The organism is Streptosporangium sp. NPDC001681, assembly GCF_040298085.1.
Taxonomy (GTDB): Bacteria; Actinomycetota; Actinomycetes; order Streptosporangiales; family Streptosporangiaceae; genus Streptosporangium.
Map to the genome: position 1 here is coordinate 12,639 of NZ_JBEOZN010000087.1, position 20,546 is coordinate 33,184.

Genomic DNA, 20,546 nt, shown 5'->3' on the forward strand with positions numbered 1-20,546 from the left:
TCACAGCGACTCCGGGCGGTAGGCCCATGGGCGGACCCGCTCGACGGCGGCGCCGACCTGGAAGACGGTCGCGTCGTCGTAGCTGCGGCCGACGATCTGCACCCCGGTCGGCATGCCGTTGGACGCGCGGCCGGACGGGACGTTGAGCACCGGGCAGCGGCTGGCGATGTTGAAGACCGGAGTCAGCGCGTACTCCAGGTAGTCGTCCAGCTCGACGCCGTTCACGGTGAACTTGGTGTCGACGTAGTCCTCGCCCGCGAGCAGGCCGGGTGCTCCCGTGGTCGGGCAGAGCAGCGCGTCGTAGCGGTCGAGCAGCTCGCCGATCGGCGCGTAGACGGCCGCCTCCAGCTCCAGCCCGGTCAGGAAGGCGCCGCTGTCTCCCATCGCCTGCTCGGCCGTCGCGGCGAACGCGAGGGCGTAGGGGTTGAGCTTGTCGCCGTGCTCGGCCGCGACCCGGGTGACCATGGGACCGAAGATGGCGCCGAAGTGGATGAAGACGGCCTGGAAGACGTCGGCCCGGCGCAGCCCGACCTCGACCTCCTCGACGATCGCCCCGGCCTCCCGCAGCGCGTCGGTCACCGCCTTGGTGTTGGCCGCGATCTCCGGCTCGATCTCCCAGTCGCCCAGGTTCGGCGCGTACGCGATGCGCAGGCCGGTCACGTCGCCGAGCCGCTCGGGGACGCGCACGGCGGGGCGGAGCGAGACCACGTCGCGGGGGTGCGGGCCGGCGATGACGTTCTGCAGCAGCGCGCAGTCGGCGACCGTGCGGGCCATCGGCCCGTCGTGGCAGTAGTGGTCGAGGTTGAACGGCGGCATCGCGGGCACCCGGCCGTAGGGCGGCTTGTAGCCGACCGTGCCGGTGTTGGCGGCGGGCAGCCGGATCGAGCCGCCGATGTCGGAGCCGGTCGCGAGGGTGGCGGTGCCGGAGGCGAGCGCCGCGCCCGAGCCGCCCGAGGAGCCGCCGGGGGAGTAGTCCAGGTTCCACGGGTTGCGGGTGAGTCCCCACAGCCGAGAGTGCGTGAAGCCCGCGCAGCAGAACTCGGGCGTGGTGGTGCGGGCGTGCACGATGCCGCCGGCGGCCTGCAGTCGCTCGATGACCGGATGGGTCACCTCGGCCACATGGTCGGTGTAGGCGAGCGATCCGTCCGAGGCGATCCGTCCGGCGATCGGCTGCTCGTCCTTCGTGGCGACGGGAATCCCCTCAAGCGGTCGCGGGGAGCCGTCGCGGTAGGCGCGCTCGGCGTCCTTCGCCTGGAGGAGAGCATCCTCGAACATGCGCTCACTCAGCGCGTTGATCCGGGGCTCGACGGCCTCGGCGCGCTCGATGACGGAGGTCATCAGCTCGACGGGGGACAGCTCGCGGGACCGGAACAGCCGCAGGGCCTCGGTCGCGGCGAGGTAGGCGAGGTCCGTCATGAGATCTCCTTCGAATCGGTCGCGAGGGCACGTCGGTCCGCCGCGATCTGGGCGGGGTCCCAGCCGGGGCGCGGCACCGAGTGCAGTAGCAGGCGGGTATAGGGATGCTCGGGGGCGGCCAGCACCTGCCGGCTCGGGCCGTACTCGACCACGCGGCCCTGGTAGAGCACGAGGATGTCGTCGGCGATGTGCCGGACGAGCGCCAGGTTGTGGGTGACGAACAGATATCCGACGCCGGTGTCACGGTGGATCTCCGAGAGCAGGTCGAGGATCTGGGCCTGGATGGACACGTCGAGTGCGGCGGTCGCCTCGTCCAGGATCAGCACCTTCGGCTCGGTCGCCAGCGCGCGGGCGATGGCGACCCGCTGGCGCTGGCCGCCGGACAGCCGTCTGGGGAGCGCGTCCGCCTCCCGCTCGCCGAGACCGACCCGCTCCAGCAGTTCGTCGCGGCGGGCCCGCCGTTCCCGCGGGCTCATCCCGAAGTGCAGGCGCAGCGGTTCCTCGACGCACTGCGCGACGCTGACACGGGGGTCGAGCGAGAGGTAGGGGTCCTGGAAGACCATCTGGAGCTCTCGGGCACGGGCAAGCCGGGTCGCCTTGCCGCGGGCCGCATCCGAGCGGTCCCGGCCGCCGACGCGGATCCGGCCGGCGTCCGGCCGCTCCAGGCCGACGAGCATCCGCGCGGTCGTCGTCTTCCCCGATCCCGACTCGCCCACGATGGCCAGGGAGCCGCCGGGCTTCAGCGAGAAGGAGACGTCGTCGACGGCCACCTGGTCGCCGAACGACTTGCGCAGGTTCTCGACCTCCAGTGTGTACTCAGTCATGGATGAGCTCCTCCGCGCGCAGGCAGGCCACCTGGGCACCGTCGATCTCCCGCCGGACGGGTTCCTCCTGCGTGCAGGCGGGCTGGGCGTGGGCGCAGCGGGCCGCGAAGGCACATCCGGCCGGGCTCTCGGCGAGTGACACCGGACGCCCGGGGACGCCGTGCGGCGGCTCGTCCGACCCCAGCCGCGGGGTCGCGGCCAGCAGTCCCGAGGTGTACGGATGGCGGGGGCGGCCGAAGAGCCCTTCGGTGGACTGCGCCTCGACGATCCGTCCCGCGTACATCACGTAGATGCGGTCGCAGATCGCCGCGGCCAGTTCCAGGTCGTGGGTGACGAAGAGCATCCCCATGTCACGCTCGGCCCGCAGCCTGGTGAGGATCGAGATGACCTCGGCCTGGGTGGTGACGTCCAGTGCCGTGGTGGGCTCGTCGGCCAGCAGCAGCCGGGGCCCGCCGGCGAGCGCGCCGGCGATCATCACGCGCTGCAGCATGCCGCCGGAGAACTCGTGCGGGTACCTGCGCAGGGCCGCGCGCGGCTCGCGGATGCCGACCGACTCCAGCAACTCCTCGGCCCGCTTGAGCGCGTCTTTCTGTGACACGCCGCCGGCCCGCATCCCTTCGGTGACGAAGTCGCCGATCCTGCGCAGCGGGTTGATGGAGGCCCGAGGGTCTTGGAAGATCATGGAGGCGTCGCGGCGGCGCAGCTCGCGAAGCCGGGTGGCGGACATCGTCAGGATGTCCGCTCCGTCCACCCGCAGGCTGCCGGCGGCCCGCGCTCCCCCGGGGAGCAACCCCAGCACCGAGCGGCAGGTGACGGACTTGCCCGATCCGGACTCGCCGACCAGCCCGACGGCCTCGCCCCGCTCGACGTGCAGCGACACACCGTCGAGGATGGGGCGCGCGGCCTTGCCGGCCGCGAGCCGCACGGTCAGGTTCTCGATCTCCAGTAGCCGAGTGGTCATCACTGCTCCCGCCTGGCGACGCGATCGGCGATGGACTCGCCGACGATGCCGAACGCGACCACCGTGATCACGATGGCGGCGCCGGGGGCGAGGGCGGGGAGCGTCGCGCCCTGGAGCAGGGCCGAGGAGCCCTCGTTGATCATCGCGCCCCAGTCGGCGGTGGGCGGCTGCACACCGAAGCCGAGGAAGGAGAGTGCCGCGAGATCCATGAGCGCGTACCCGAAGTTGATCGCGGACTGGGCGAGGATCAGCGGAGCGATGTTGGGAAGCAGATGCTTCACGCAGATCACCCAGCCCGACCAGCCCTGCACCCGGTACGCCTGGATGTAGGGGCGGGCCTTCTCCTGCAGGGCCACGCTGCGTGCCAACCGGCCGACGTACGGGGCGTAGGCGACGCTCATCGCGATGACCGGAGCGGTCAGCCCGACACCGAAGACCGCCACCAGGATGATGGCCAGCAGCAGGGCGGGGAAGGAGAAGACGAGCTCCATGGCGCGCGACAGCACGGAGTCGACGACTCCGCCGTGCCAGGCGGCGGTCACCCCGATCAGCATGCCGAGCACCGTCGACACGACCACGACCACCAGCGGGCCGAGCAGTCCCGTCCGGGCACCGAAGATCAGCCGGGACAGGACGTCGCGGCCGGACTGGTCGGCGCCCAGCAGGTGGTCGGGGGTGGAGCCGCTCAAGGTCGCGGACAGGTCGACGGCGTCGGGGTCGTGCGGAGCGATCAGCGGGGCGAGGACCGCCGCGATGATCAGCACGGTCAGCACGGCGAGGGCGGTCGTGACGAGCTTGTCGCCTCCCGCGAGGCGGGCCAGCGGTGCGAGGAGCCTGCGCCGGTGGACGGGCAGGGCGGTCATCTCGTGCCTCCCTTCGCGTGGGACAGGCGGGGGTCGATGAGCGGATGGACCAGGTCGACGACGAGGTTGGCGGAGACGAAGGCCAGCACCACCAGCAGGCTGACGGCCTGCACGACAGGGAAGTCCTTGACGGTGACGGAGCTGACCAGCAACTGGCCGACCCCGGACAGGCCGAAGGCGGTCTCCACGATCGAGGTGGCGACCAGCAGGCCGGCCACGATCGTCCCGGCCACCGTGGTGATCGGGCCGAGGGCGTTGCGCAGCACGTGCCGCCGCACCACGTCCGAGCCGGGCACCCCGCGTGAGCGGGCCACCTCGACGTGCTCGCGTCCCAGCTCCTCCAGCATCGAGGTACGGGTCACCCGGGCCAGCAGGCCGACGAAGGTCAGGGCGAGCGCCGCCGCCGGGAGCGTCAGATGGCTGATCCGGTCGCCGAAACCGCTGCCGTTGCCGAAGGCGGGGAACCAGCCCAGCTGGACGGAGAACAGCGAGATCAGCCCGATCGCGGCGACGAACGACGGGGTGGCCGTGGCGACGCCCGTGCCGATGAGGACCATCCGGTCGACGATGCCCCGCCGCAGCGCGGCCAGCGCCCCGAACGCCAGCCCTCCGATCAGGATGAGCAGGCCGGCGTAGCCGATGAGCCACAGCGTCGTCGGCAGCCGGGCGGTGATCAGACCGCCCACGTCCTGCCGGAACTGCACGGACTTGCCGAAGTCACCGGTGACGACGCCGCTGATCCACTTGGTGTACTGGATCAGGAACGGGTCGTTCAGGTGGTACTGCTCTTTGATGGCCGCGACGGCCGTCGGTGACGCCGAGCGCCCTCCCAGGAGGAAGGACGCCGGGTCGCCGGGGGCGAGATGGACCGAGCCGAAGACCAGGAACGACGTGATGAGCAGCGTCGCGATGATCCCGGTGATCCGGCGAAGGAGAAAGCCCGCCATGGTCGAACTCAACTGGCCGAACCCAGACGAGCGGCCCATGGGAAGACAAGCTGGGAGATGCTGGTCGGCGCGCCAGTGAGCCGCTTGTTGAGGAACATGCTGTGCGGCACCTCGTACAGCGGGATCCAGACCACATCGCGGACGGCGATCTCCTGCAGCTTGGCGATCGTCGCGGCGCGCGTGGCCGGGTCGGCCTGGGCGTTGGCCTCATCGACCAGGGCGTCGTATTCGGGGTTGGAGTAGCCGCCGTAGTTGGCGAAGTTGCCCGTCTCCAGGATCCCGTAGAACTCCAGCGGGTCGGGGGTGGAGTCGTACCAGATCGTCATGACCAGGTCGATGCCCTCGCGGGCCTTCGGGTCGGAGAACAGCGCCGTGTAGGCATCCGGGGCGACCGCCTTCAGTTCGACCTTCAGGCCGATGGCCTGCCCCGCCGACTGCACCGCGTTGGCGATGACGCTGATCTCCGGGGAGAGCGTACTGGTCGCGATCACGATCTTCTTGCCGGAGGCGCCGGCCTCCTCGATCAGCTTCTTCGCCCCGGCGACATCCCTGGTGAGGGGCGGAAGCTTGGCGTAGTACTCCTTGGCCGCCTCCGGGGCGATTCCCCAGGCGCCGATGGCGCCGGGCGCCTTCGCCGGTGTGGCGACTCCGCCCGCGGCGGCCTTGATGATGCCGTCGCGGTCGAGCGCCATGGACAACGCCTTGCGGACCTTGACATCACCGAGCGTGCCCTTGAGGTCGGTGGGGATCAGGTTCACGGCCGTCGTGTTGGGACCGAAGTAGAGCGTGCCGCTGTCGGCGGTGCGGAGCTTGGGGAACCCGGGGGGCGGCAGCAGGTAACCGCCGTCGACCTCGCCGGAGAGCAGCGCGTTGACGCGGGCGGCGGGGTCCGGGATGAACACGTTCTTGATCGTGTTCACCTTGGGTACGAGCGACGGGTCCCAATAGTCGTCGAACTTCTTGAGGTTGATCGACTGGCCCTTCTGCCATGAGTCGAGTGAGAAGGGGCCGGTGCAGTTGACTCCGACATCCGGGGTGCCGTAGCCCTCCTTGGCCAGGGAGGCGGCGCTCTCGATGGTTCCGGCGGAGGTGCCCATCTCCTCGTTGAAGAGCTGGTCGGGCTGCTTCAGATGGACCGTGACCTCCATCGGCCCGGTCTTCTCGATCTTGTCGACGTTCGTGTAGGCGGAGACCCAGTACGAGCCGACCTTGGGATCGAGGTGGCGGCGCATGCTGGCGACGACGTCGTCGGCGGTGAGCGTGGAGCCGTCGTGGAATTTCACCCCGGAGCGGATCGTGTAGACCCAGCGCTTGGGGTCGGGTGAGGTCGCGGCACTGGCCAGGCCGGGCTCCACCTTCAGGTCGGGAGTGATCCGCATGAGCTGCTCGCATATGTTGGCGAGCACGGTGTTGGGGTGGTAGTCGAAGGCGTACACGTAGTCCAGGGACTGCGGTTCGGCGTACAGCGACCAGGTCACCGAGTCCACGGCGCCCTTGGCCGCCGGAGTGTCCTTCGTGATCTCGAAAGCGACGGAGCCGCCGTCCTTACCGGCGCTTGTGGCGCCGCCGCAGGCGCTGACCGCGAGGGCGAGCAGGGCGGTCGCCGCGACCAAACGGGAGGTGCGCATCAGATCACCTCTTTCTGAACGGGCCGCAACGATCCGGTGTGCGGCTGAGATTGCAGTGAGTATTCGTGAAGGAACGTTCCTGCACAAGAGGTTGGCGGAACGATTCTGCAATGGTTGGACGGGTGGCGGCAGCGCCCGGCAGGATGACAGGATCGTTTCCATGAGCCAGTCAGAGCGCACGGTCCGGGTTCGCCTCGTGGATGTGGCCAGTGCCGCGGGGGTGTCCAAGACGACCGTGTCGGACGCGCTGAACGGGACCGGTCGGCTTCCCGCGGCCACCCGCGAGCATGTGCAGAGGGTGGCGCGAGCTCTCGGCTACCGCCCGAACGCCACGGCACGGCTCCTACGCAAGGGGCACACCCGGCTGCTCGGCCTCGCGGCACGTGAGTACGTCGAGACACCCTGGGTGTACACCGATCTGGCCTACTTCTCGCAACTCGTCATCGCCACGACCCGGGTGGCTCTGTCCCATGGATATGGCGTCGTCCTGTTGCCGACCTCCGGGCCGGGGGACTGCTGGCTGGACATGCCGCTGGACGGCGTGTTCGTCGTCGACCCGGTCGCGGGAGATCCGATGGTCGGAGACTTCCTCGCAGCGGGTGTCCCCGTGGTCTCCGATCGCCGGGCCCTGGCGGAGGTCACGAGCGGAGTACAGGAGATCGGCCGATGGGTCGACTTCGACAACGACGGCGCCGTACGCCAGGTCCTCGATCACCTGGAGGACGCCGGTGCCGAACGGATCGCGGTCGTCGCGGCCGCGGCCACAGCCTGCTTCCACCAGCAGTCCGTGGGCGCCTACCAGGACTGGTGTGCCGAGCGGGACCGTGAACCCTGGATCGTCTACCTGCCCGGCCCCGGTGTGCAACACACGCTCGACGCCGTGCGGGAACTGCTCGCCGCCCCGGTCCCGCCGGACGCGCTGTTCACCCTGGTCGAGGTCAGCTCGCCACTCCTGCTGGACACGATCCGCAGGCTCGGCCGCTCCGTCCCCGACGACCTGCTGCTCGTCTGCACCACGGAGGATCCGGCGGCCGCCTACACCGACCCGCCGATCAGCACGCTCAGCTTCCTGCCCGGCGAGACCGCCCAGGCGGCGGTGGAACTGCTCGTCGACCGCATCGAAGGGCGCGAGGGTGACCACGGCCGCCTCTTCTCGGCCGACTTCCAGATCCGCGCGTCTTCGGTCTTTCCCAGCCGGCGGCCGGCGGTGTCCCCGCTCACTCCTGGGTGACGCTCAGGCGGAATCGGTCTCGGAACCCGCGGGGTGGGACGCCGGGCCCGGCCTCGAAGAGCTCGCCGAAACGGCTGGGGCCCTGAACGCCCCAGCGGGCCGCCACCGCGTACGCGGGAGTCTCCTACAGGGTTATGGCGGTGGTGAGGCGGATGTCGTCGAGTGAATGCCCGGTCTGGAGTACGTAGTCCCCGGAGACCAGGCGCCATCCGTGCTCGCTCCAGACCTCGGCCGCGCGGCGCGGGATCTCGACGGACACCTCGGCGGTCTCGCCGGGGCCGGCCTCGGCGACGGCGAACCCGACCAGCCAGCGGGCGGGCCGGGACTCGTCGGGCACCGCGGGTGCCAGGTAGACCTGCACCACCTCGCGGCCGGGACGGTCGCCGGTGTTGCACACCCGGACGGTGAGCGTCCCGTCGGCGTACCCGGCGGACTCGTAGTGCCAGGTCGTGTATCCGAGACCGGCTCCGAACCCGTAGGCGGGAGCCGTCCCCGCCCGCTCCCAGGCGCGGTAGCCGACGAAGACACCCTCCTCGTACCGCAGCACACCGTCGACGGGGGTGACGTCGATGACCGGACACTCCTCGAGCACGCCGGGCCAGGTGGTCGGCAGGCGGCCGCCCGGCTCCGTACGGCCGAGCACCACGTCGGCCAGCGCGTGGCCCCCCTCCTGGCCGGGGAACCAGGTGAGCAGGATGGCCGCGACCTCTTCCCGCCACGGCATCTCCACAGGGGAGCCGGCGTTGACCACGACGACCGTCCGCGGGTTGGCGGCGGCCACCCGGGACACCAGCTCGTCCTGGCGGCCGGGCAGCTTCAGCGACGTGCGGTCGAAGCCCTCGCTCTCCACCTCCTTGGTCGTGGCCACGACGACCACGGCGACGTCCGCCGCCGAGGCGACCCGTACGGCCTCCTCGATCAGCTCGTCCGAACCGGGCGACGGCTCTCGATGACCGAGCGTGGCGCCGACGAAGGGGAACGACAGCAGGCCGGACCGGGGCAGCGGGTGCTCGAGGCGGACGTCGACCGGCTCCCCGGCGCGCAGCTCCACGTCGACGACGGTGCGCGGCGGCATCATGAACAACGCGATCGGGTCATCGCCCTCCGGGACCATCGTCCCGTCGAAGCGGGCCTGCCCGCCGACGACGAGCCGGAAGCGGCCGACCCCCTCGATCGAGAGCCGGTGCACGCCGCCGACCGCGGGAGTGAACGTGCCGGTGATCTCGACGCTGCGCAGCTCTTGGAAGGCCACGCCTTCCGGCATCTCGCCGAGCCACTGGATCACCCCCTCGGACAGCGGGAAATCGCCGAGCACCCGCCTGTCCTCCGCCCGGCAGACCGCGCGCAGCGGGAAGCGCGCCGGGTTGAACCTGCCGCTGGGGTCGGCCCCGCGGGCGTAGGTCATCCGGATCCCCGCGGACGCGAGCCCGTCGTACGGTGACACGACATGGGAGGGGAAGACCTGCGCGCTGCCCCCGCCCATCACGCGGGCCTCCTTCGCCGCTCCTCCGATGAGGGCCACGCTCGTGTCCGGGCCGAACGGCAGGACGCCGTCGTTGCGCACCAGCGTGAACGACGCCGCCGCGACCTCACGGGCCAGCGCCTCCCCGTCGACGGCCGGAAGGGGTTCGGCGCGGGACGCGCCCTCCAGGGCGCCCACCCGGCGGGCCAGGATCAGCACCCGGCGTGCGTGCTCGTCCACGACCTCCTCGTCCAGTTCTCCGGCGCGTACGGCCGCCGCGAGCGCCGGGCCGTACACGGTGCCGGGGCCTGGCATGGCGATGTCGAGCCCGCCGAGCGCGGCGCGGATCGTGTCGCGGGCGGCCGTCCAGTCGGAGACGATGACGCCGTCGAAACCCCACTCGTCGCGCAGGACCTTGTTCTGCAGCTCGTCATGTTCTGTCATGGTGGGCCCGTTGACGCTGTTGTAGGCCGCCATGACGCCGAACGGCCCCGCCTTCTTCACCACGAGCTCGAAGGGGGCCAGGTAGAGCTCGCGCAGGGCGCGCTCGCCGACCAGGACGTTGGCGGTCATCCGCTCGGTCTCGAAGTCGTTGGCCACGAAGTGCTTGACCATGGCGGCGACCCCGCCCTCCTGCACTCCGGTGACGTAAGCGGCGGCGATCTCGCCGCTCAGCATCGGGTCCTCGGAGTAGCACTCGAAGTGCCGGCCGCCGAGGGGGGAGCGGTGCAGGTTGACGGTCGGTGCCAGCAGCACGTGAACGCCCTTGCGGCGGGCCTCCTGGGCCAGCAGGTTGCCGACGCGGCGGGCCAGCGCCACATCCCAGGTCGCGGCCAGGGCGGTCGGGCTCGGCAGGGCGATGGACGGGTCGTCGGCCGTCCACCTGGCGCCTCGGACGCCGATCGGCCCGTCCGACATGACGATCGCATCGAGGCCGGCGCCGGGCGCCGCAGGCAGGCTCCACATGTCCTGACCGGCCAGGATGCGTGCCTTGGTGTCCAGGTCGAGTTTGCTCAGCGCCTGTTCCACGATGTCGTCGTGCTCGATTCCCGACACGGTCAGCGAACCTCCTTGATGCGGGTGACCAGAACTGTGCCCACGATCACGCGGATCGAGGCGAAGAGGAAGAGTGCGGGCCGGTTCCTCCGGCGGTCGCGCGGAGCGTCGCCGGGGAACCGGGGCCGGCGAGGGCGAGGCGGCGCGCGAAACCAGCGCGTGCGGCGGCCAGGAGAACGCCGGGCCTCCCTGGGCCGACGACGAGGGGTCCGGCCACGTGATCTCCTTGAGCCTCGCTGTACGCGCTTTCCCTCGGGAGTATGCCCGCAATTACCGAATAGTCGGTAGGTCATGATATGTAATTGTTATTCTTATTGATCACGTTAGGCTCGGCGCGACGAGAGGAGTTGACGCATGGTGCGACGCCGAGGATCACGCGAGAGCCGGCGGGAGGAGATCCTGCTGGCCGCGCTCGACGTGTTCGCCGAACGCGGCTACACGGGGGCGTCGATCGCATCGATCGCCGAGCGGGTGGGCCTCAGCCAGCAGGGGGTGCTGCATTACTTCCCGAGCAAGGATCGGCTGCTCGCCGAGGTTCTGCAGTTGCGCGACGAGCGCAACCTCGACGTGCTCGTGCTGCCCGGTGAGGGGGGAGCGATCACGCTGGACACCGTGGCCGCGCTGGTCGAGTACAACGCACAGCGCCGCGGCATCGTGCAGTCCTTCACCGTGCTCTCCGCGGAGAGCGTGATCGAGGACCACCCGGCCAGAGATTTCTTCAAGGAGCGCTACGGAACCTCCCGCGCCTGGATGGCCGAGGTGATCCGCGCCGAACTCGGCGACGAGTTGCCCGCCGGCCTCACCCCCGAGCAGGCCGCGCCGCTGATGTTCGCGGTGATGGACGGACTCCAGCTCCAGTGGCTGCTCGCCCCCGACGAGATCGACATGCCGGGGCTGTTCCGCGCCTTCCTCTCCCTCCTGAAAGCCCGCCACCCGGTCTCCGAATAGCCACCCCATACGGCTCGGCTCGCGCTCGCCGCGAAGGCCGCCGCCCCCGCAGTGGTCGATACGGCGAGTGCGGCGACAGGCGCTCCGCCCGTGCTCTCCGGACGCGACTCCGGGCCGATCGGTCAGCCGGGAGACGGCCGCACCGACCCGTTCGTCCGTCCGCAGTCCGGGGTCCTCGGTGCCGGCGAAACAGAAGCCGCGAAGCAGCAGGTAGAGAACATCGGCCGCGAAGTCGGTGTCGGCCACGCCCGCCGCCGCTGCCCGCGGGATCGATCCGCGCACAGCGACGCGTCATGCGCGATCCACGGACCATGAGCCCGTTGACGGTTTTCGCCGGTGCCGCCGTGGTCTTGTGGCGCGGGGCTCGCTTCCGCCACAGTTGCTCGGGGCGTATGCCATCGACACCCGTGAAAACCGGGCATCCAACACAGAAGGCGGGGGCGGATGGACACGATCGTCGGGGTGCACGGTATCGGTAAGTACCGCTACTACCGCGACGCGGGTAACTCGGTCAGCGGCGCGGCGGTCGCGATGCGCGACAAGTGGGACCGCTACCTGCACAAGGGCCTGACCGGCGGCAAGCCGCACGCCAAGGAGCGCTACATCACCGAGATCGCCTACTACGCCCACCTGCTGGGTGAGAGCAAGGACGACTCCAGGCGCGCGGTGCGGAGCATGAACGTCGGTGCCCAGGAGGTCTTCGTCGCCTGGGCCAAGCAGCTCGACTCGGTGGGGGAGGGGCTGACCGGCGCCCTGCACCGGATGACCGGCTGGCTGCTGGACCGGTTGCAGGGTAACGCCGTCGACTTCGCCAGGTTCTTCTGCCCCGAGGTCGCCGCCTACATGGTGGCCGGGAGCGAGGCGCGCGAGAAGTCGAGGGCGGCCGTGGCCGAGGTGATCAGGCGGAACCGGCCCAGGGTGGTGATCGCGCACTCGCTGGGCAGCGTGGTGACCTACGAGACGCTCTGGGCCAACCCCGACCTGGAGGTCGACCTGCTGATCACTCTGGGCAGCCCGCTCGGCATGCGCAATGTGATCTTCGAGCGCCTGGTGCCCGCACCGGTCAACGGCTGGGGCGGCCGGCCTCCCAAGGTCAGGCGGTGGGTGAACATCGCCGACAAGGACGACATCGCGGCGATCCCGCCGGGGCTGCGGACCTGCTTCACCGGCGTCGATCAGGAGGCGCTGGTCAACCTCGACTGGCTCGACTTCCACACCGTGGAAAAATACCTGGGTTGCGGCGCCCTCACCCCCCACCTCAAGCCCTACCTGGGGTGACCCGCCCGCTCGGGTTCACCGCCGCAGAGGCCGTCGCCTTCTGAACCGTCACTCCGGGGTTCGGGCGCGGCCACCGCGGGGAAGCCGACCCTTCGCCTCGATGTCGCCCGCCGGTCGGTCGGTGTTCAGTCACCCTGGGTAAGGCACTTGCCTGTGCAACGGCTGTTCATCCTGCCTTGATGCTCAGGCCATGGCGGGGAAAGGTGGGGCGGTTGCACTGGGGGCGTGGAGCAGAAGCTGTCACGCAGAGTGTTTCTTTCCGCCGCCGCCGGTGCGGGCGGCCTGTTGCTCACCGGGGCCGGGCACGGCCCGGCCCGGACCCTCGCCGGCGACCCGTTCAGGCTCGGCATCGCCTCCGGCGACCCGTCGGCGGACGGCGTCGTGCTGTGGACCAGGCTCGCCCTCGACCCGCTCGGCCCGGACGGCCGGGGCGGGATGCCGGCCAGGGACGTGGACGTCGAATGGCAGCTCGCCACCGACGAGCGGTTCGCCAAGGTGGTCCGCGCGGGCACCGAGACCGCGCGCCGGCAGCGGGCGCACAGCGTCCACGTCGAGGTGGACCACCTGGAGCCAGGCCGGGAGTACTTCTACCGTTTCCGGGCCGAGGGCCACCTGTCGCCGACCGGCCGCACCCGCACCGCCCCGTCCGCGGTGTCCGCAGTGTCCGCTGTGTCTTCATCGTCCCCGCTGACCTTCGCCATCGCCGCCTGCGCCCACTACGAGCACGGTTTCTACACGGCGTACCGGAGGCTGGCCGAGCAGGATCCCGAGTTGGTCGTCCACCTGGGCGACTACATGTACGAGTACGCGCCACGGGGGTACACGGCCCTCGCCGGGAGCGTACGGCAGCACACCGCGGGCACCTGCGCCACGCTGGCCGACTACCGGATGCGGCACGCGCAGTACAAGAGCGACGCCGACCTGCAGGCGGCGCACGCGGTCGCGCCGTGGCTGGTGACCTTCGACGACCATGAGATCGAGAACAACTGGGCGGGAGAGGTCTCCAGCTCCGGGGACCCGGCGTTCGCCCGGCGCAGGGCCAACGCCTTCCAGGCGTACTACGAGAACATGCCGCTGCGCCGGACGAGCGTGCCCGGCGGGGCGGCGATGCGGGTCCACCGCCGGGTGGACTGGGGGCCGCTGGCCCGTTTTCACCTGCTCGACACCCGGCAGTTCCGCGACGACCAGGCCTGCGAGGACGGGCTCAGGTCCGGCTGTGACGACAGGCTGGCCACCGGGCGCACCCTGCTCGGTGAGGACCAGCGGAGCTGGCTGCTCGACGGTCTCGCGAGCTCCGGCGCCCGCTGGAACCTGGTCGGCCAGCAGATCCTGATGGCCCAGCGTGACTCCAGGGTCGGGCCGGGCACCGAGGTCAACATGGACTCCTGGGACGGCTACGCCGCCGAGCGCACCCGCCTGCTGACCGGATTCCGGGACACGGGCGCGGCCAACCCGGTGGTGCTGACCGGAGACGCGCACATGCACCACGCGGCGGACCTGAGGCTCGACTTCGACGACCCGGACTCGCCCCGGATCGCGGTGGAACTCGTCACCTCCTCGATCGCCAGCGACGGCGACGGTTACCGCGACGAGAGCCGGGTCGCCGCGACGATCGCCGAGAACCCGCACATCTCCTACCTCGACCAGCGGCGCGGTTACATCGTCTGCCGGGTCACACCACAGGAGTTGCACGCCGACTTCCGCACGCTCGACTACATCAGCAGGCGCGGCGCTCCGGCGAAGACCGGTGCCCGGTTCACCATTCCGGCAGGACAGGCGGTACTGACCTAAAGCACCAGAGGAATTCCTGAAGAGTTGTTGGATGATGCGGCTTATGAGTCCCCTCACCACGAGACTCGGCGCCGTGGCTCTCGCCATGGCGCTGGGTGGCACCCTCCTCGTCCAGCCCCCCGCCTCGGCCGCCAGGTCCGCGCTACCCACCGCACCCGCCGTGTCACCCACCGCCGCGGCGCCCACCGACTTCAGGTATGTGATCTCCTTCCCCAAGCACGTCCGCCGGGGTGGATCTCTCGTCTACACGGTCAAGGTCAGTAACAGGAAGGCCAGTGGCCAGCACTACGTGGCACTCATCGGGGACTTCCCCAACCGGTTCCGCAAGATCAAGGTGATCTCCAAGCCGCGCAGCGTCAAGTGCTCGGTCAAGCGCCGTGACCTTTCCTGCTGGATCACCTCCCTCGACAAGGGCGACTCTACGACGGTGCGGATCCGCGCCTGGGCGGGCTCGCGCCGGGGCGTCGCCACGGTCAGGTTCGGTGTGATCGTCACCGCCGACGCGAAGGCCGACATCGGTAAGCTCCGCAAGGAGATTTCCCGCCCGGTCAAGGTCAGCACGCGTATCCGTTAGCCTCCCGGGGGCGTGCGGCCCGGCTCTCCGGTGTCCCGGCCGCACGGCCCGCCGCATGGGACGGGCCCTTCCCGTCCTGCTGCGGAACGAGCCGGAACGAACGGTCAGATCCCGGCGCGGTTCCGGGGACGCCTGGGAGCGCCGTTCGGCTTCGAGGTCGTGCCGGCCTGCAGGAAGTTCTCGATCACGAGGGTGGCCGCGCCCAGCGCGACGGAGTCGACGCCGAGGCGGCCCAGACCGATGGAGACCGTCTTGTACGGCTGCGCCAGGCAGTTGTCCGCGGCGACCTTCCTGATCCTCGTCAGCAGGTGCTCACCGAGCAGCACGCCGGCCCAGCCGCCGATGATGATCCGCTCAGGGTTGAACAGGTTGATCAGGTTGGCCAGGCCGATGCCCAGATAGGTGACGGTCTCGTCGATGACGGGGGAACCGCCGGCCACCAGTTCGGCCAGCGCGGCCTGCTCGTCGACGCTCTCCGTCCAGACCCCGGCACGTTCCAGAATGCCCCTGGCCCCCACGTACGCCTCCAGGCAGCCCTCTCCGCCGCAGCGGCACCGGTGCCCGCCGACCATGATCTTCGTATGGCCCCACTCGCCGGCGCTGCTGTTGGCCCCCAGGTACGTGGTTCCGTCGGTGATGATGCTCGCCCCGACTCCCGAGCCGATCAGTACCACCACGGCGTGCCTGGCCCTGCGCCCGACGCCGAACCACAGCTCGGCCTGCCCCATCGACTTGGCGCCGTTGTCCACGAAGAGCGGCAGGTCGGTGCCCGCCCGCAGGAGCCTGCCGAGGGGGACCGCGTCCCATCCGAAGGTCGGGGCGTGGATCAAGGCGTCGGGCCCCGTCTCGACGACGCCGGGAACGCCCACCCCCACGCCGAGCACCCGCTCGGCGGGCACGCCGCTCTCGTTCAGGACCACGTCGATGCCCTCGATGATGTGGCGGACGACCAGATCGACGTCGTGCCGGGTCGGGCGGAGCGCGTACTCGGCCTTGGCCTGGCGGTTCATGTCCAGGTCGAAGAGTTCGACGTGCACGTGCGTCTCGCCGACGTCGACGCCGATGGCGTAGCCGTGGGTGGTGTTGACCCGTAGCAACACGCGCGGCCTGCCTCCGTCGGAGTCGGCCAGGCCCGCCTCGACGATGGTCCCGCTCGCCAGCAGATCTCCCGTCACGTTGCTCACGGTGGCGGGGCTGAGCCCGATGGTCTCACTGAGCTCCTGGCGGCTGGCGGGTCCCTCGAAGTAGAGGGCGCGCAGCACTATCGCCCGGTTGCCTCGGCGTAGGTCGCGGACGGTCCTGTGCTGTGCGTCGAACATGACCATCATCTTAGGTAGCGAGCCGAAGAAAACGGTCGTCTACCGGGGTGAGGACGAGTTTGTGAGGGCGTAACCGAATAGGGTGCCCTTGGCGGCGGTGGCCAGCGTCCTCGCCGTCGACGGGCGGATGCCGGGGTAGGGGCCCTTCCGCACGGTCCCGCGCAGCAGGGTGAGCCTGCCGTCGCGCGGGGCGGCGATGACCAGGCCGCGGCCCGCGACCATGGCCAGAGCCCCGCCGAAGTCGCCGCCCTCGCCGGTGATCAGCAGGTTGTCGTTCTTGGTGAGCCCGCCGGAGCGGGTACCCGCGAGCACCTGGACGGCGTTCTCACCCGGCACCCCGATCGCCAGCTCGTCGTCGCCGTCACCGTTGAGGTCTCCGGCGGCGAGGGCGGCGCCGAAGCGGTCGAAGTAGCGCGGTTCCCCCTTCAGGGAGCGCTGCGACCAGGTTTCCGAGACCGCGGTGCGCAGCCCGGCGCGGGAGCCGTAGACGACGTGCACCGTGCCGTCGCCGTAGTCCATCGCCCGCTGGTTCTCGGTCAGGCCCTCGCCCGGTACGCCGATCGCCAGGTCGGCGTGGCCGTCGGCGTTGAAGTCACCGGATGCCAGGGCCTCGCCGAAGAAGTCCCAGGCCTCGGCGCGGCCGCTGATCCCCGGGCTGTCCTGGGTGAGCAAGGTCGCCTTCCGCCGCCGGACGTCGAGCACGGTGACCGAGCCCTGGCCGTTCTTCAGGACCGTGTCCGCGGGCGCGCCCACGGCGACCTCGGCCCGTCCGTCGCCGTCGAAGTCCCCGGTGGCGAGCACCGCGCCGAACTGGTCGGTCTCCTTCTCGGGCTGTCCCACCCATCCGGTCCGCTGCGTGATCATGTACGGCTCGCGTCCGCTGAACCCGTACACCCCGACCGCGCCGCCACCCAGCCCCGGGGCGCCGATCACCAGCTCGTCGTCCCCGTCTCCGTCCAGGTCCCCCGCCGCGAGCGCGGCCCCGAACCGGCCGGAGTCGCGCTCGCGGCCCAGATCGCCGGCGTCGATCACCCGGCCGGGCCGCAGGCCGTCCGGCGAGCCGTGGAACAGCAGCACCACTCCGTCGCCGTCGGCTCCCGGCCGGGAGCGGTTCTTCTCGGAGACGCCCACGGCCAGGTCGGCGCAGCGGTCGCCGTCGAAGTCACCGGTCGCCAGCGCCGAGCCGAACGCGTCCCCGGTCTCGCTCTCGCCGGGCACGCCGGGGTCGTCCTGGGTCAGCCTCCGGGCGGTGCGCATGTCGTACAGGACGGTGACCGCCCCCGCGCGGGCGTGGCCGCCGGAGCGGGTGTAGGGCGCGGCGACCGCGAGATCGGCCCGTCCGTCGCCGTCGAAGTCGGAGGGTACGCCGGAGCAGGCGCTCGCCATGGAGGGGGAGATGGAGACCAGAAGGGAGGTGAAGGCAATGGAGACGAGAAACACGGCTCTCATAGCCGTAATGGTTTCCGATAATTCGGACACGCGGCCCACAAGGATATGAAATTCACGTGGCCGGTACGGGTAAAGAACATGCCAGGATTGGAACCATGGAAATCGACCTGGCCGACCTGGGATTCTGGCGGCGGCCGCTCAAGGAGCGGCATGAGGCGTTCGCGCGGCTTCGGGATCTCGACCGGCCGGTGTTCTTCGAGGAGAAGCGGGTGCCGTTGCTCCGCTCGGGCAAGGGTTTCTACGCGCTGGTCAGGCACGCCGACGTGGTGGAGGCCAGCCGCAACGCCAAGGTGTTCTCCAGCGAGCCCGGCGTGACCAGCCCCGAGCCGCCCGGCTGGGTCAAGCACGTGTTCGGCGAGTCCATGGTCAACATGGACGACCCCCGGCACGCCCGGCTCCGCCGCATCGTCTCCCGCGCGTTCAGCCCGAAGATGCTGAGCAACCTGCAGGGCGACATCGACGCCGCGTGCGCGCGGATCGTCGACGACGTGACGGCCTCGGGACCCGGCGACTTCGTCACGCAGGTGGCCGCCAAACTGCCCATCCACGTCATCTGCGACATGATGGGCGTCCCCGACGACGTGCGGGCCAGGGTCCACCAGCACGTCGACATCTCCACCGCCTACTCCGGCGTGCGGCCCAGCCTGGCGCACACGGTCAGGATGGCCGCCCAGAACACGCTCGCGCTGCTCGCCCTGCAGCGCCTGGTGATCAACCTGGGCAGGGAGCGCTCGGGGGCACCGGGCAACGACCTGGTCTCCGCGCTGGTCACCGCCAACGTCGACGGTGAGAGGCTGACCGACAGGGAGCTGGGGTCGTTCTTCACGCTCCTGCTCGTGGCGGGCAACGAGACGGCCCGCAACACCATGGCGCACGGTATCAAGCTGCTGACCGACAACCCCGAGCAGCGGCGCCTGCTGGTGGACGACTTCGACGCCCACATCGGCGGCGCCATCGAGGAGATGGTCCGTTACGTCTCCCCCATCATGCAGTTCCGCCGCACCGTCACCGAGGACTACGACCTGCGCGGCCTGCAGCTGAAGGCGGGAGACAAGGTGGTGCTCTTCTACGGCTCGGCCAACCGCGACGAGACGGTCTTCCCGGACGCCGACCGGTTCGACATCACCCGGGACACCAAGCCCCACGTGGGCTTCGGCGGTCCGGGGCCGCACTTCTGCCTGGGGGCCAACCTCGCCAGGCAGGAGATCAGGGCGATGTTCCGCGAGCTGTTCACCCGGCTGCCCGAGGTCCGCTCGGTCGGCGAGCCGGAGCTGCTGGTGTCCAACTTCGACAACAGCGTCCGCAGCCAGGCGTTCACCTTCTGAGGGCGGTCACCTGCCGGGCTGGGGAGCCGTCACCGGGCAGCCGGTCTTCGGCTCCGAGCGGATCAGCACGTTCCCCCGGACGGTGAGGAAGGTGAGCAGCGCCGCGAGGCCCATCATCGACGCGCTGACCAGCATGGTCGTGTGGAATCCGGTGGTGAAGATCGCGGGGGAGTCGAAGGCGTCACCGGTCAGCCCGGCCAGCGGGGGGATCGCGGCCACCGCGAGCAGCCCGCCGGTCCTGGCGACGGCGTTGTTGACGCCGCTGGCCACCCCCGCGTGCCGCTCGTCGGCGCTGGCCAGCACGGTCGCGGTGAGCGGCGCGACCGCCGCCGACAGACCCAGGCCGAACAGGGTCGTCACGGGCAGCACGTCCACCACGTACGACGAGCCGGGGCCGATCCGCGACATCAGCAGCAGGGCTCCCGCGCAGACCAGGATGCCGGCCGTCATCGGCAGCCGGGGCCCGACGCGCCTGGCCAGCTCGCCCGCGCGCGACGACAGCAGCAGCATCAGGATCGTCACCGGGATCATCGCGGACCCGGCCAGCAGCGGGGAGAAGCCCGCCGACACCTGCAACTGGACCACCAGCAGGAAGAACACCACGCCCATCGCGGCGTACATGACGAACGTGACGACGTTGACCGCGGTGAACACCCTTGACGCGAAGACCTCGACCGGTACGAGCGCCCTGGGCGAGCGCCTGATCTCCAGCCAGACGAACGCGGCGCCCAGCGACACGCCTGCCACGACCGGGACGACCTCCAGTCCGATCAGGCCGTAGGTGACCCCGGCCAGCGCCAGCGCCGCCAGCGCCGCGCCGAGCACGTCGAACCGGCCGGCGGCCTCGGCGTTCCTGCTCTCCGGGACATGCCGCAGGGCGACCAGCACGACGAGCGCCGACAGCGGCAGGTTGATCAGGAACACCCAGCGCCAGCCGGCCGTCTCCACCAGCCACCCGCCGAGCAGCGGGCCGATGGCCGAGGCCACCCCGCCCAGACCCGACCACGCCCCGATCGCCCTGGGACGGTCCTCGCGGTCGAAGGACGACTGGATGATGGCCAGGGAGCCGGGGGTAAGCAGCGCCCCGCCGATGCCCTGCAGCGCGCGGGCCGCGATCAGCGTCTGCACGTTGGGCGCCAGGCCGCACAGGGCGGAGGCGAGGGCGAACCAGACGACGCCGATCAGGAAGATCCTGCGCCTGCCGTACCGGTCACCGAGCGAGCCGCCCAGCAGGATCAGACCCGCCAGGGTGAGGGTGTAGGCGTTGACGGTCCACTGCAGCCCGGCCATGTCGGCGCCGAGATCGGCGCCGAGGGCGGGCAGCGCCACGTTGACCACCGTGCCGTCCAGCAGGGCGATGCCGGAACCGAGCACCGTGGTGAGCAGAACCCAGCGTCCCACCGCGGAATTGAGACGGATGTGACCGTTGTCCATGCCGTCCATCATCGCCGAGCTTTCATGTCTTTCTGACCTG

The 20,546-nt window shown here is 70.5% G+C and carries 16 protein-coding genes; 6 read left to right on the plus strand and 10 right to left on the minus strand.

From position 1 onward, the window contains the following. From ABT130_RS31780 to ABT130_RS31805, 6 genes are read right to left on the minus strand one after another with little or no spacing between them, the layout of a single operon-like run. Positions 1 to 1,416 (minus strand): amidase, encoded by a 1,416-nt coding sequence (locus ABT130_RS31780; RefSeq protein WP_350961601.1) that lies wholly within the window; start codon positions 1,414 to 1,416, stop codon positions 1 to 3. Then, positions 1,413 to 2,240, minus strand: a complete 828-nt coding sequence (locus ABT130_RS31785) for an ABC transporter ATP-binding protein (RefSeq protein ID WP_350961604.1) — start codon at positions 2,238 to 2,240, stop codon at positions 1,413 to 1,415. Before ABT130_RS31785 ends, ABT130_RS31780 begins: the two co-directional genes overlap by 4 nt. Beyond that, on the minus strand, positions 2,233 to 3,201 hold the full coding sequence (locus ABT130_RS31790) for an ABC transporter ATP-binding protein (protein WP_350961607.1): 969 nt from the start codon (positions 3,199 to 3,201) through the stop codon (positions 2,233 to 2,235). Before ABT130_RS31790 ends, ABT130_RS31785 begins: the two co-directional genes overlap by 8 nt. Further along, positions 3,201 to 4,064 (minus strand): ABC transporter permease, encoded by an 864-nt coding sequence (locus tag ABT130_RS31795; protein ID WP_350961609.1) that lies wholly within the window; start codon positions 4,062 to 4,064, stop codon positions 3,201 to 3,203. Before ABT130_RS31795 ends, ABT130_RS31790 begins: the two co-directional genes overlap by 1 nt. Beyond that, complete coding sequence (locus ABT130_RS31800; RefSeq protein WP_350961612.1) at positions 4,061 to 5,011, minus strand: ABC transporter permease; 951 nt, start codon at positions 5,009 to 5,011, stop codon at positions 4,061 to 4,063. Before ABT130_RS31800 ends, ABT130_RS31795 begins: the two co-directional genes overlap by 4 nt. An 8-nt stretch (positions 5,012 to 5,019) precedes the next feature. Next, the gene (locus ABT130_RS31805; RefSeq protein ID WP_350961615.1) at positions 5,020 to 6,639 is read right to left on the minus strand and encodes an ABC transporter substrate-binding protein; all 1,620 of its coding nucleotides are present in this window, start codon (positions 6,637 to 6,639) and stop codon (positions 5,020 to 5,022) included. A gap of 160 nt (positions 6,640 to 6,799) precedes the next feature. Between ABT130_RS31805 and ABT130_RS31810 the strand changes: the two genes are divergently transcribed. Further along, complete coding sequence (locus ABT130_RS31810; RefSeq protein WP_350961618.1) at positions 6,800 to 7,870, plus strand: LacI family DNA-binding transcriptional regulator; 1,071 nt, start codon at positions 6,800 to 6,802, stop codon at positions 7,868 to 7,870. Positions 7,871 to 7,994: 124 nt separating this feature from the next. Here the strand turns inward: ABT130_RS31810 and ABT130_RS31815 are convergent, their stop codons facing one another. Beyond that, a complete protein-coding gene (locus tag ABT130_RS31815; RefSeq protein WP_350961620.1) occupies positions 7,995 to 10,388 on the minus strand; it encodes a beta-glucosidase family protein in 2,394 nt (797 codons plus the stop codon). A gap of 354 nt (positions 10,389 to 10,742) precedes the next feature. Here ABT130_RS31815 and ABT130_RS31820 point away from each other — a divergent pair, with 354 nt between their 5' ends. From ABT130_RS31820 to ABT130_RS31835, 4 genes are all read left to right on the plus strand, one after another. Then, the gene (locus tag ABT130_RS31820; protein WP_350919575.1) at positions 10,743 to 11,336 is read left to right on the plus strand and encodes a TetR/AcrR family transcriptional regulator; all 594 of its coding nucleotides are present in this window, start codon (positions 10,743 to 10,745) and stop codon (positions 11,334 to 11,336) included. A 444-nt stretch (positions 11,337 to 11,780) separates the two neighbouring features. Next, positions 11,781 to 12,614, plus strand: a complete 834-nt coding sequence (locus tag ABT130_RS31825; protein WP_350919572.1) for a hypothetical protein — start codon at positions 11,781 to 11,783, stop codon at positions 12,612 to 12,614. A 225-nt stretch (positions 12,615 to 12,839) separates the two neighbouring features. After that, positions 12,840 to 14,405, plus strand: a complete 1,566-nt coding sequence (locus ABT130_RS31830; protein WP_350961622.1) for an alkaline phosphatase D family protein — start codon at positions 12,840 to 12,842, stop codon at positions 14,403 to 14,405. A 43-nt stretch (positions 14,406 to 14,448) separates the two neighbouring features. Then, complete coding sequence (locus ABT130_RS31835; protein WP_350961625.1) at positions 14,449 to 14,979, plus strand: hypothetical protein; 531 nt, start codon at positions 14,449 to 14,451, stop codon at positions 14,977 to 14,979. Between the two features lie 104 nt (positions 14,980 to 15,083). Here ABT130_RS31835 and ABT130_RS31840 read toward each other — a convergent pair whose 3' ends face one another. Together ABT130_RS31840 and ABT130_RS31845 are read right to left on the minus strand one after the other, a co-directional pair. Continuing rightward, entirely contained in the window at positions 15,084 to 16,298 is a 1,215-nt protein-coding gene (locus ABT130_RS31840) for an ROK family transcriptional regulator (protein ID WP_350961627.1), read from the minus strand. A 39-nt stretch (positions 16,299 to 16,337) separates the two neighbouring features. Beyond that, positions 16,338 to 17,747, minus strand: a complete 1,410-nt coding sequence (locus ABT130_RS31845; RefSeq protein WP_350961630.1) for an FG-GAP repeat protein — start codon at positions 17,745 to 17,747, stop codon at positions 16,338 to 16,340. A 95-nt stretch (positions 17,748 to 17,842) separates the two neighbouring features. Here ABT130_RS31845 and ABT130_RS31850 point away from each other — a divergent pair, with 95 nt between their 5' ends. Continuing rightward, a complete protein-coding gene (locus tag ABT130_RS31850) occupies positions 17,843 to 19,072 on the plus strand; it encodes a cytochrome P450 (RefSeq protein WP_350919557.1) in 1,230 nt (409 codons plus the stop codon). A 6-nt stretch (positions 19,073 to 19,078) separates the two neighbouring features. Here ABT130_RS31850 and ABT130_RS31855 read toward each other — a convergent pair whose 3' ends face one another. After that, positions 19,079 to 20,506 (minus strand): MFS transporter, encoded by a 1,428-nt coding sequence (locus ABT130_RS31855; protein WP_350919554.1) that lies wholly within the window; start codon positions 20,504 to 20,506, stop codon positions 19,079 to 19,081. Positions 20,507 to 20,546: the final 40 nt, after the last annotated feature.

What these genes read in the sequence shown, in the direction of transcription:
- ABT130_RS31850 (WP_350919557.1), top strand. Translation starts at nt 17,843, where the DNA reads ATGGAAATCGACCTGGCCGACCTGGGATTCTGGCGGCGGCCGCTCAAG.
- ABT130_RS31790 (WP_350961607.1), bottom strand. Translation starts at nt 3,201, where the DNA reads ATGACCACTCGGCTACTGGAGATCGAGAACCTGACCGTGCGGCTCGCG.
- ABT130_RS31780 (WP_350961601.1), bottom strand. Translation starts at nt 1,416, where the DNA reads ATGACGGACCTCGCCTACCTCGCCGCGACCGAGGCCCTGCGGCTGTTC.
- ABT130_RS31795 (WP_350961609.1), bottom strand. Translation starts at nt 4,064, where the DNA reads ATGACCGCCCTGCCCGTCCACCGGCGCAGGCTCCTCGCACCGCTGGCC.
- ABT130_RS31805 (WP_350961615.1), bottom strand. Translation starts at nt 6,639, where the DNA reads ATGCGCACCTCCCGTTTGGTCGCGGCGACCGCCCTGCTCGCCCTCGCG.
- ABT130_RS31845 (WP_350961630.1), bottom strand. Translation starts at nt 17,747, where the DNA reads ATGAGAGCCGTGTTTCTCGTCTCCATTGCCTTCACCTCCCTTCTGGTC.
- ABT130_RS31810 (WP_350961618.1), top strand. Translation starts at nt 6,800, where the DNA reads ATGAGCCAGTCAGAGCGCACGGTCCGGGTTCGCCTCGTGGATGTGGCC.
- ABT130_RS31840 (WP_350961627.1), bottom strand. Translation starts at nt 16,298, where the DNA reads ATGTTCGACGCACAGCACAGGACCGTCCGCGACCTACGCCGAGGCAAC.
- ABT130_RS31820 (WP_350919575.1), top strand. Translation starts at nt 10,743, where the DNA reads ATGGTGCGACGCCGAGGATCACGCGAGAGCCGGCGGGAGGAGATCCTG.
- ABT130_RS31825 (WP_350919572.1), top strand. Translation starts at nt 11,781, where the DNA reads ATGGACACGATCGTCGGGGTGCACGGTATCGGTAAGTACCGCTACTAC.
- ABT130_RS31855 (WP_350919554.1), bottom strand. Translation starts at nt 20,506, where the DNA reads ATGGACAACGGTCACATCCGTCTCAATTCCGCGGTGGGACGCTGGGTT.
- ABT130_RS31835 (WP_350961625.1), top strand. Translation starts at nt 14,449, where the DNA reads ATGAGTCCCCTCACCACGAGACTCGGCGCCGTGGCTCTCGCCATGGCG.
- ABT130_RS31800 (WP_350961612.1), bottom strand. Translation starts at nt 5,011, where the DNA reads ATGGCGGGCTTTCTCCTTCGCCGGATCACCGGGATCATCGCGACGCTG.
- ABT130_RS31785 (WP_350961604.1), bottom strand. Translation starts at nt 2,240, where the DNA reads ATGACTGAGTACACACTGGAGGTCGAGAACCTGCGCAAGTCGTTCGGC.